Annotated in this window: 6 protein-coding genes; 3 read left to right on the forward strand and 3 right to left on the reverse strand. The window is 70.9% G+C overall.

Translation table 11 applies throughout. The annotated features are described in order from the left end of the window. Positions 1-259 precede the first annotated feature (259 nt). Both ACFY1H_RS49510 and ACFY1H_RS49515 read right to left on the reverse strand, forming a co-directional pair. Positions 260-1,414 carry a Dyp-type peroxidase gene (locus ACFY1H_RS49510; RefSeq protein ID WP_386956781.1) on the reverse strand — a complete coding sequence of 385 codons (1,155 nt, stop codon included), beginning with the start codon at positions 1,412-1,414 and terminating at the stop codon, positions 260-262. Continuing rightward, positions 1,407-2,561, reverse strand: coding sequence for an imelysin family protein (locus ACFY1H_RS49515; protein ID WP_386956782.1), 1,155 nt, complete (start codon positions 2,559-2,561; stop codon positions 1,407-1,409). Before ACFY1H_RS49515 ends, ACFY1H_RS49510 begins: the two co-directional genes overlap by 8 nt. A 204-nt stretch (positions 2,562-2,765) precedes the next feature. Here ACFY1H_RS49515 and ACFY1H_RS49520 point away from each other — a divergent pair, with 204 nt between their 5' ends. Further along, entirely contained in the window at positions 2,766-4,952 is a 2,187-nt protein-coding gene (locus ACFY1H_RS49520) for an alkaline phosphatase family protein (RefSeq protein ID WP_386956783.1), read from the forward strand. Positions 4,953-5,135: 183 nt separating this feature from the next. After that, the gene (locus tag ACFY1H_RS49525; RefSeq protein WP_386956784.1) at positions 5,136-10,097 is read left to right on the forward strand and encodes an AAA family ATPase; all 4,962 of its coding nucleotides are present in this window, start codon (positions 5,136-5,138) and stop codon (positions 10,095-10,097) included. A 124-nt stretch (positions 10,098-10,221) separates the two neighbouring features. Here the strand turns inward: ACFY1H_RS49525 and ACFY1H_RS49530 are convergent, their stop codons facing one another. Beyond that, the gene (locus ACFY1H_RS49530) at positions 10,222-11,043 is read right to left on the reverse strand and encodes an isocitrate lyase/phosphoenolpyruvate mutase family protein (RefSeq protein WP_386956785.1); all 822 of its coding nucleotides are present in this window, start codon (positions 11,041-11,043) and stop codon (positions 10,222-10,224) included. A 282-nt stretch (positions 11,044-11,325) separates the two neighbouring features. Between ACFY1H_RS49530 and ACFY1H_RS49535 the strand changes: the two genes are divergently transcribed. Continuing rightward, on the forward strand, positions 11,326-11,507 hold a 182-nt coding region (locus ACFY1H_RS49535; RefSeq protein ID WP_386956786.1), incomplete at its 3' end, for an FAD-dependent oxidoreductase.

Consider the following 11,507-nt stretch of genomic DNA (forward strand, 5'->3'; position numbering starts at 1 on the left):
CGGCATCGCCCGCCTGCACAACCTCATCCTCGCTGGGTGACGACGAAACAAGCAGGTCAATGAGTACGTCGCAGATCATTTACGGGACAACGCTTAGGCGAAGTTTCGTGCACGGCGTTGCGATCAGTCGGCGGCGGGCGAGTCAGCCTTCGGTAGGCGAGAGGAGTGGCCGATCCAGCGGTCGAACGCCGAGCCGGAAGTGTCAGCGCGGCGAGCAGAGGTTCACGGCCGACGTGCCCCGGAACGCGCGGCCGACAGTTCAGTCGAGCATGCCGCGGCCCAGCCAGTCGTCGGCATCGCGGACGCCGGGTAGGGCGAAGAAGTAGCCGCCGCCGAAGGGGGAGATGTAGTCGACCAGGGGTTCGTCGATGAGGAGCGTCTGGACGGCGACGAACTGCTGGTCGAGGTCGGCGTTGAAGCAGATGAAGATCATGCCCATGTCGAGCTGGCCGTTGCGCTCGATGCCGGCGCTGTAGTTGAAGGCGCGGCGCAGCATCCGGCGGTCGTCGGCTGTGCCGTCGTGGGGGTTGGCGAGGCGGATGTGCGCGTTCAGCGGCACCGTGTTGCCGTGCGCATCCCGGTGGTAGCTGGGGATCTGGAACTCCTCCTCGCCGGGCACTCGTTCGCGCCGGCCGGACAGCGGTGCGCCGGTGTTGCGGTCGCGGCCGAAGATCCGTTGCTGCTCGTTGATCGAGATGCGGTCCCAGAACTCCACGAACATGCGGATCAGGCGCACCACGTGGTACGAACCACCGGTCACCCAGGCCGGTTCGTCGCCGCCGGCCTGGGTCCACACCAGCTGATCGACGAGATCGGCGCGGTCGAGGATCTCCTTGTTGGCTGTGCCGTCCTTGAAGCCGAACAGGTTGCGGGGCGTCCCGCTCGGCCGCGGGGGACTGGTGAAGCCCTCCATCTGCCACAGCACCTGCAGGTCGGCCCGGGTGGCGCGCATCAGGATGCGCAGCGCGTGCAGCACGGTGTCGCGGTGATCGGCGCAGATCTGCAGCAGCAGGTCGCCGTCGCAGCGCTCGGGGTCGAGGGCGTCGTTCGGGAACTCGTCCATCGCGCGCAGCCGGGCCGGTTTGACGCCGGCGAGACCGAACCGGTCGTCGAACAGGCTCGCACCGACACTGACCGTGACGGTGAGACCGTCGGGCATCGGGCCCGGGCCGAGCACGCCGTTCTCGTACGGGGTCGACACGAGTCCGTCGTCGCTGCCGCGGCCGGCCGGTGCGTCGCCGCCGGCGACCAGGTAGCGGATGGTCGCCGTCAGCGTCTGGAACATCCGCCGCAGCGCCGGCCGGTCGGCCGCGGTCACGAGGAACGCGGCGACGACCGCCGCGCGCTGCGGAGGCTCGAGAATGCCGGCCTGGTGGGCACCTTCGAACGGAACGGCGATGTCGTGGTCAGTCATGGGTGATCGGGCCTCGGTCGCGGGTGGCGTTGCGCGGATCGATGACGACCGCGGTGTGGGAGAGCAATTCGACGCTGTGCTGCACTGCCGCATTGACCGCGGCGCGCTGCCGGACGGTCAGCGACGCCAACCCGGCCCAGCCGTCGGCGTGGTGGTGGCTGCGGACCAGCTGCTGGGTGACCCGCAGCTGCTCGTCGGTCTGGTCCAGGTACGGGTTCTGCTTGCGCAGGATCGGCCGCAGCGGATCCAGAGCGTGCCAGACGCCGGTGAGGTTCGCGTCCACGGTCGCCAGCTCGGTCTGGCTGCCGGCGTCGCCGATCCCGTTCAGGTCCCATTGCAGGGCATCCTCGAGGATCTCGTGCGCGCGACGGCCCATGTCGATCGGCGTGATCGCGTTCGGCAGCGCCAGCTCGTCGGCGAGCTGCCCGATCGCCTCGAGCAGCGCCTCGGCGTGGGGCACGATCGTCGCCGCCGGCCGGTCGTGCCACAGCATCGCCTCGATCTTGCGGAAGCCGGTGAAGTCCGCGTCCGCGAGGCGGGCGGGGGCGACGCCGCGCGGCGGGTCGCCATTGATCTCGTCACCGGTCTCGTCGTAGGCCCGGTAGGCGCCGCCCAGCGTCTCGTAGGTGAGGTGCGCGATCAGCCAGTCGGCTTTGGCAGCTGCCGCATCGCCGGCTCGCAGGTCGCCGCGCAGCCGGCTGACCTGCCGGGTGAGCGCGGGCAGCTGTCCGGTGATCCAGCCGACGTAGGCGTTGATCGGGATGCGCAGGTCGAGCCCCGTGACGGGGATGATCCCGTGCACGTCGTAGGGCAGCGGGTCACCGGTGACGACGACCGGCCGGCTGTACTTGATCGTATAGTCGGTGATGCAGACCCAGCGGTAGGTTCCGGGCGGCACCGATGCCGTGACCGCGCGGGTGACGCCGCGGCCGAAGTGCTCGACCTCGACGTAGATCCGCTCGGTCTCGGGGTCCTCCAGGTAGATCTCCGCGCCGGCGCCCTCGTTGTTGACGAAGACGAAGTCGTACCGCCCGGCCGGTCCGCCCAGCCAGTCGTCGATGCCGTAGGGCGAGCCGACGATCAGCACGATGGGCTGCGGCCGGCTCGACGGCAGGGTTGGTGTGGCCGAGGCCGTCCTGCTGCTCATCGAGCCCAGCCTGGGTGTCGGTCGTGAACGCATTCGATGATTTCCATGACGCACCGGTGAACAGCGCGTGACCGGCCGGGCAGGTTGAGATGGCGGTCGTCCTGAGACTTTCCGGAACGTTCATAACCTGATTCTCGCGGCGCCGAGACCCGCGGCAGTTGACTTTGCGGGACTCCCCACCACGAGAGGTCAGGTACTAAACCCATGTCTGACAACGATTCGGCATCCGCGGACAGAGCGACCACGGAGCGCAACCGGATCAGCCGGCGCCGACTGATCCAGGCCGCGGGCGCGGCCGGCGCCGCGGTCGCCGCCGGCGGGCTGTCGGCCGTCCCGGCCGAGGCCGCACCGGCCGACGCCGCCGTGGCCGACGCCGCACAGGGCGGCAAGTCCGGCTCGAGCTCGGCGCAGAACCGGCACCGCACCGGCACGATCAAAGACCTGAAGCACATCGTGATCCTGATGCAGGAGAACCGGTCGTTCGACCACTACTTCGGCACCCTCGACCTGGCCGGCGCGCGCGGCTTCGGTGACAAGCAGGTGCTGACCTGGCAGAACGGCCAGACGATCTACTACGACCCCAACAGCCGTGCCGAGGGTTACCTGCTGCCCTACCACGCCGACAGCCTGAAGTACAACGCGCAGAACACCAGCGCGCGCAACCGGTACTTCAAGGAAGCCGATGTGCCGTGGCACCACGCGATCGCCAAGGCTTACACCATCGGCGACCACTACTTCTGCTCGCTGGACACCAGCACCAGCCCGAACCGCATCATGATGTGGGCCGGCACCAACGACGCCGCCGGCACCCAGGGCGGCCCGGTCGTGAACAACAACGGTGACTACGGCTACGCCTACAAGTTCAAGACCTACCCGGAAACGCTGCAGGACGCCGGTGTCAGCTGGCAGATCTACGTCAACAACGACACCGACGACAACTTCCTCGGCGACTACACCGACAACACCGTCCGTTCGTTCGCGGCGTTCGACCCGAAGAACGCGACCCCGGAGAACACCCACCCCCGCAAGGGCCTGCTCGCCCGCGGCGGCGTGGTGCACGCCCACACCGCGCAGCCCGCCGGCATCAAGAACGACACCTCCAACCTCGACTACGTGCTGCGGGACTTCATCTCCGACTGCGAGACGGGCAATCTCCCCGAGGTGTCCTGGGTCGTCGCGCCCGCGGCGTGGACCGAACACCCCACGTACGCTCCGAACAACGGCGCGGTCTACACCGACCGGGTGATCCAGGCGGTGCACGACAACCCCGAACTGTGGGAGTCGACGCTGATCATCCTGAACTACGACGAGCCCGACCACGCGAACCGCATCGGTGAAGGCGGCTTCTTCGACCACGTCGTGCCGCCGATCCCGGAGACCGGCACGGCCGGCGAGCGTGCGCCCGGCATCAAGCCCGGCATGGGCGGTCGTGTGCCGTTCGTGCTGGTCTCGCCGTGGACCCGTGGTGGCTTCGTCAACTCCGAGGTCTTCGACCACACCTCGACGATCCAGCTGATCGAGGAGTGGACCAAGAGCCTCGGCAAGCCGGCGATCTGCCAGAACATCAACGACTGGCGGCGCAGCGTCTCCGGCAACCTGCTCTCGGCGATCGACTTCGGCAACTTCGACACGTCGTTCCCGAAGCTGCCGAAGCCGGCCGACCTGCTCAAGTCGGTCGTCGTCGACGCCGGCCTGCCGGCCGTGCCCCAGCCGGCCGTCGGTGCACAGGTCATGCCGACCCAGCCGATCACCGGCAAGGCGAAGCGCAGCCCGCTGTCGTTCCAGCCCAACGGCGTCCTCGTCGAGAACCACAGCACCGGGACCGCGACCGCGACCTTCACCGTCGAAGGCGGCCCCAGCGGCAAGGCGGTCAACCTGGTCGGGCTGGCCGACAAGTACGTGCCCGCCCTCGCCGGCGCCGAGCCGCTCGGCATCGGCCAGGACGCGCTGCCCCTCACGGCCGGCAACCACCGGTCGAAGTCGTACACCTGGGACACCAAGGCGACGAACGGCAAGTACGCGTTCACCTTCTACGGGCCCGACCACTTCATCCGGTCCTTTGCCGGCACCGTCGTCCCGGCCAGCGACCGGACCTCGGCCCAGCCGCGGGTCGACGTCCGGCTGGTCAAGGGGAGCACGCGGTCGGACGGCCGGGGCAAGTCGGCCGACGCGACCGTCGAGTTCACGCTGTCCGCCGACGGCCGCCGGTCGGTGACCTACACGCTGACCGCGAACGACTTCGCCGGGAAGAAGACGACCATCCAGGTGCCCGCCGGCAAGCACAGCGTCGTCACCTGGCCGACCGAGGACGGCTACTACGACGTGATCATCACCGCGAAGGAGTCTGCCGACTTCATGCAGCGGTTCGCCGGTCGCGCCGCGGAGAAGTGAGCCTTACGCCGGTTGTGTTGAGCTAGTCGCGATGTGCCCGCGTTCCCACCGGAACGCGGGCACGTTCGCGATCCGGCGACACCCCGGTTCCACAACCCCCGACGTCGCGCGGATGGTCGCCTTTGCCCTCGAACAGGTGTAGGCACAGGGTGAGGGGAAGCCGTCCGTGCGTGGAGGTGTCGGATGGGGGAAGGCGGGGTGCTGCCGGGCCGAGAGCCGCAGGTCGAGGTGCTGCACGAGAGCGACCGGACGCGCGTGAGCCGGCTGTTCCTGGCCGGGCGCACGGTCATCCGGAAGGAGCCGCTGGGTCCGGACGCCGAGCGCCGGCTACGGCATGAGCGTGCGATGTTGGAGCGGCTGCGCGATGTCGCGGGGGTGGCGCAGCTGGAGGCCCCTCGGTATCCGGGGTCCATCGTGCTGGTGGACGTGGGGGGCACCGGCCTGGCGGGGCTGGCCAAGCCGCTGCCGGGTGATGTCCTGATCGGGCTGGCGGTGGGGTTGGCCCGGGCCGTGGCGGGGATGCACGGGCGGGGTGTCATGCACCGTGACATCACCCCGGCCAACATCGTGATCTCCGGCGACGGTGTCCCGTGCCTGGTCGATTTCGCGTTGGCGACCTCGTTCGCCGAGATCCGCCCGGAGTTCATCCACCACACGCAGATCGTGGGGACGTTGGCTTATCTGGCGCCGGAGCAGACCGGGCGCACCGGCCGGCCGGTGGACCAGCGTTCCGACCTCTACGCGCTGGGCGCGACGCTGTACGAGCTGGCAACGGGGGAGCCGCCGTTCGGCACCGGGGACCCGCTGCGCCTCACCCACGATCACCTGGCGCGGGTGCCGGCGCCGCCGGCGAAGGTGAACCCGGCGGTACCGGGGCCGCTGTCGGAGATCATCCTGCACCTGCTGGAGAAGGAACCGGACCACCGCTATCAGACCGCCGACGGCGTGGTGCACGACCTGGAGCGGGTGCCGGGCGTTCAGGTGCGTCCGGCGGCCGCTTCGGTCCGCGTCGGCGAGCACGATGTCCCGCCGCGGCTCCTGCCGCCGCGGCTGGTGGGCCGCGACGACGAGGTGGCGATCCTGCGGGCGGCGTTCGAGAACGCACAGGCGGGCCGGTGCCGGGCGGTACTGGTCGGCGGGACACCCGGGGTGGGCAAGACCGCGCTGGTCGACGAGCTGCGGCCGCCGGTGGCCGGCCGGGGCGGCTGGTTCGTGGCCGGCAAGTTCGACCAGTACCGGCGCGCCCTGGAGTTCAACGGGGTCCACCAGGCGTTTCGGGCGCTGGGCCGGCTGCTGCTGGCCGAGCCGGAGGCTGAGCTGGCCGAGGTCCGCGCGCGGATCCTGGCCGCGCTCGGCCCGAACGCCGGGCTGCTGACCGCCGTGGTGCCGGAGTTCGCCGCGCTGCTGGCGGTGGCGCCCGAACCCGGGGATCCGCTGACCGCGCAGAACCGGGCGCAGCGCATGGGCGTGCAGGCGCTGCGGGCGGTCGCGTCGCGGGAACGCCCGGTGGTGCTGTTCCTCGACGACCTGCAGTGGGCCGGGCGCGTCGCGCTCGGCCTCGTCGACATGATGCTCGACGAGGAACCGGTCGGGGGTCTGCTGCTGGTGGGCGCCTACCGCGACGAGGCCGTGGACGCGGCGCATCCGCTGGCGGCGCCGCTGGCCCGATGGCGTGACCGGCCCGGAGTGCGGAACCTGCGATTGGACAACCTGCCCGTCCCGAGCCTCGTCACCATGGTCGCCGAGATGGTGCACGCGGTCCCGGCCGTGGTGGCCGGTTTGGCCGAGGTGATCGGGCCGCACACGTCGGGCAACCCGTACGAGGCCGTGGAACTGCTCAACGCGCTGCGCCGCGACGGCGTGCTCACCGCGACCGCCACGGGATGGCGGTGGGACACGGCGACGGTGCGAGCGCATCTGGGCCGGGCAAAGGCGGGCGAGCTGCCGGGGGCACGCATCGAGACCGTGCCGCCGCGGTCCTGGCGGCTGGTGGAGGCGATGGCCTGTCTGGGTTTCCGAGCCGAGCTGAGCCTGTTGCAGATCGCGACCGGCGACCCGGCGGCCGAGGTGCAATCGATGCTCGCGCCGGCCCTCGCCGAAGGACTTCTCGTCATGGAGCCCGGTGCCCATGAGGCGGTGCGGTTCCGCCACGACCGGCTCCGCGAGGCGATCCTGCGCGGGCTCGACCCGGAGCGGCGACGCACCCTGCAACTGGCCACCGCCCGGCGGCTGGCCGAGGTGCCGGAGTTGTCCGCCGTCGCCGCCGAGCAGTACCTGCCGGTCGTCGACGGGATCGACGATGCCGGCGAGCGGCGCCGGGTGGTGGGCCTGCTGCGGCGTGCCGCGGACCAGGCCGCGTTGATCGGGGATCACGCGCTGGTGAACGCACTGCTGGCCGCCGCGCTGCGGTTGATCGGCCCGGGTGAGACCGACACGCTGATCGCGGTGCACACCGGCCGCCACGCCGCCCTCTACGGCCTGGGGCGCCTCGATGACGCGGACGAGGAGTACCGCACGATCGAAGCGCTGGGTCCCAGCGCGTTGCACCGCGCGGCCGCGACGGCGGTGCAGGTGAGCAGCCTGACCCACCAGAACCGGTTCGCCGATGCGATCGGACTCGGCATCGAGGTGCTGCGTGAGCTCGGCATCACCGTGCCGGTGGCCGACCGGCTCGCCGCCGAGCTCGACCGTCAGTTCGACCGCCTGAACCAGTGGCTGGACCGCACCGACGCCGCCGACGATCTGGCTCGGCCCGTCCTCGCCGAGCCCGCACTGCTGGCCGCGACCCGGCTGATCGACGCGGTCCAACCGGCCGCCTACTTCGCCGGCGGCGACGCCACGGGCGCCTGGCTGGGCCTGGAATCGCTGCGGATCTGGCTCGAGCACGGCCCTGGCCCCACCCTCATCGGACCGGTCAGCGCCGCCGCCGTCGCCGCCGTGGCGCGGCGCGCCCGCTACGCCGCCGGATACCGCGCGGCGCGCCGGGTCCTGGCCTTGGGCGAGGCCCGCGGCTACGAACCCGGCACCTCCGAATGCCGCCGCCGGTTCGCTCTGCTGAGCTGCTGGTTCGAGCCGATCGAGAACGGTGTCCAAGCCGCGGAGCGGGCCCGCGAGGGGCTGATCGTGGCCGGCGACCTGGCCAACGCCGGCTACACCTACCACCCGACCGCGCACTACCTGCTGGACTGCGCGCCGTCGCTGGATGTCCTCGTGGCCGAGGTGGAGGCGGGGCTGGCCTTCGTGCGGCGTACCGGCAACGAGCAGACCGGCGAGTGGCTCGACAGCTACCAGTGGCTGGCCGGTGTACTGCGTGGCGAAAGCGTCGCCACCACCGCCGAGGTGGTCCCCACCGACAGGTACGCCAGCAACCCGATGCCGCTCTTCCACGCGCATCTCAGCCACGCGCTCGTCGCCGCCGTGTTCGGCGATCCGGAGGGGCTGGCGCGGCACACCGCGGCGGCGATGCCGCTGCTGCCGGCTGTGGCGGGCCTGTACCCCACGGCCGTGGCTCGCCTGCTGCGCGGCCTGGCCCTCGCCGAGCAGGCCCGCGCCGGCCCGGGTGCCGAGCGTGGCGCTCTGCTGTCGGAACTGGACGAGGTGACGAGCTGGCTGGCCGCCCGCGCCGCGGACGCGCCGGACAACTTCCGGCACCTGCAGCGGTTGCTGGAGGCGGAGCGGGCCTGGGCGGTCGGCGACTTCCGCGCCGGAGCCCTCGCCTTCGACACCGCCCGGCGCGAGGTCGCCGGCCGGCAGCGCCCGTGGCACCGCGCCCTCATCACGGAACGCACCGCCCGCTTCCATCTCGCGCAGGGCTTGGAGGAGGCGGGGCGCGACCTGCTCGCCCGAGCGCGGCAGTACTACGCGGCATGGGGCGCGACAGCGAAGGTCGCCCAGCTGGACTGGGCATACCCCACCTCACGGCAGGGCACAGTCACGACCGGCGAGTCCGGCGACGGCCGGGGTACCGATGATCTCCGGCCGTCCTCGGCGGTCACGACCGGCACGCTCGACCTGCTCGGCATCCTCGCCGCGTCGCAGGCGCTCAGCTCGGAGACCGACATCGAACGCTTGCACACCCGCGTCGTCGAAGTGCTCAGCGCGATGACCGGCGCCACCAGCGTGCACCTGTTGTTGTGGGACGAGGACCGCCACGACTGGCTGCTGCCGGCGCCGAACCGCACCACGGACACCGCCACGGCCGGGGGACCGCAGGAACGCGACCTGCCGATGTCGGCAGTGCGCTACGTCCAGCGGACGGCCGAGATCCTGATCGTCGACGACGCCACCCGCGATGACCGCTTCGCCCGTGACCCGTACCTCGCCGGTCTGGACGCCTGTTCGTTGCTGGCCATGCCCATCCTCGGCCGCGGCGAGCTGCGGACGGTGCTGTTGCTGGAAAACCGTCTCATGCGCGCCGCGTTCGCCACGGAACGGCTCGACGCGGTCAGGCTCATCGCCGCGCAGCTCGCCGTCTCCCTCGACAATGCCCAGCTCTACTCCGACCTCATCGCCTCGCGCGCGCGTATCGCCACCGCCGCCGACCAGGCCCGTCGGCGGATCGAGCGGGACCTGCACGATGGTGCCCAGCAACGTCTGATCACGCTCGCCATGCGCGCGCGCATCGCCCGAGCGGACGTTCCGCCCGAGTCAGGCGCGCTGGGGGAGGAGCTCGAGGCTCTCGAGGCCGAAGCCGTCACCGCCCTGGACGAGCTGCGCGACTTCGCCCGCGGCATCCATCCGGCGATCCTCGCCGAGGGCGGCCTCCGCCCGGCGCTCAAGGGACTCGCCCGCCGCTGCGCGGTCCCGGTCGAGCTGGCCGTAGAGGTCGACCGGCGTCTGCCCGAGCCGGTCGAGACCGCCGCCTACTACGTCGTTTCCGAGGCGCTGACCAACGTGGTCAAGCACGCGCACGCATCGACCGTCCACGTCGAGGTCGAGATCGTCGACTCCGGCCGGGCGCTGCGGGTCCGGGTACGCGACGACGGTCGTGGCGGCGCCGACTTCGCCGGCGGCTCCGGCTTGGTCGGGCTCAAGGACCGGGTGGAGGCGCTCGGCGGCCGGCTCTGGCTGCAGACGGCAGCCGGTGCGGGCACGGCCGTTCTGGCCGAGTTCTCCCTGCGGCGCGCCGTCGTGGGCCCGAGCTGAGCGGGAGTCACCGCGGTTTCGTGTGCCGGCTCCGACGACGCGGACCACAGCGTCGCGCTCAACCCGGCGCTGTCCACCGAGTTGAGTCTTCCGCCGCTGCCGGGCCAGGCCACCGACTCCCGCGTCAGCGCTTGATGAGGTCGATGATGTGGCCGAAGGTGAGATCCGTTGCGAGCGCCGTGAGGTCTCCGTCCGCGAGCTTCGCCGCAGCCGCCTTCGTGGCTCCGAGGGCGTGCGTGTACGGGTCAACCCCGAGGCTGATCCGGCGGACGCCGATCGTCCGGAGTTCCGCGAGGGTAGCCGTGCCCTGGGGGCTGACGAGGACGTTGACCGGCTTGGGTGCGACAGCCTTGACAACTGTGCTGATCGAGGCCGTGTCCGGCAGGTTCGGCGCGTAGAGGACGTCAGCTCCCGCTTCCGCGAAGGCCGTGAGGCGGCGGATGGTGTCCTCGAGGTCGGAGATCCCCCACAGGAAGTTGTCCGTACGGCCGGTCAGGACGATCCGCCCACGCGCAGCCGCGGCGGCGGCCTCGATGCGGCGAACCGCGTCGTCGAAGTCACGAATCGGGTTGGCGGGGTCACCGGTGGTGTCCTCGATGCCGATGCCGGCCAGACCGCAGGCGATGGCGGCTTCGACAGTGGTCCGGACATCTTCGGGAGTCTCGCCGTAACCGTCTTCGAAGTCGCCGTTGATCGGCAGGCCGCTCACGGACGTGAGCAGGGCGGCATGGTCCAGATGCGTGTCACGGCTGATGGCGTGGATGCCGTCAAGCCGGCCCAGCGTCGCGGCGAACGCCGCGGAAGAGGTCGCGATGGACTTGAACCCGGCCTCCGCGAACAGCAGGGCCGACGGCACGTCCCACGCGTTGGGCATGATGAAGGTGTCGGGGCCACGATGGAGTTCGGCGAACTGCTCGTAGCGTGTCGGGGCTGCGTTGTCAGACATGGCCGAGCTGTTCCTTCCCAAGCGGGCGAAATGGCCGAGGGATAGCCGCGGTCACGCCGATGCGGATCCGCGGCCGGCCGCTCGCGGGTGCAGGGGAGCGGTTGCCGTTTCGGGCGGCGCGCGGACGCGACTTGCTTGCGGACTCTACCGCGTGGGGCCTTGGTGCAGGCGGATGAGGATCTGGCGCTGGTTCGGGTCAATCCGGGTGGGTGTCGTCAGCCGGCGGTAAGAACCGGCCGTCGGTTGACGCCACCAGGAAACCAGCACAGGGGAGAGGGGCACATGGCCGAGTCGAACGGGCGGCTGAACTCCGCAGGCAAGGCGGCTGCCGAGGAAATCAGGAACGTGATCATCGTCGGGTCGGGTCCGGCCGGTTACACGGCCGCGGTGTACGCGGCTCGCGCGCAGCTCGAACCGTTGGTGTTCGAGGGCACGCAGTTCGGTGGTGCGCTGATGACGACCAC

It is taken from the genome of Amycolatopsis sp. NPDC001319, assembly GCF_042896185.1.
GTDB lineage: Bacteria > Actinomycetota > Actinomycetes > Mycobacteriales > Pseudonocardiaceae > Amycolatopsis.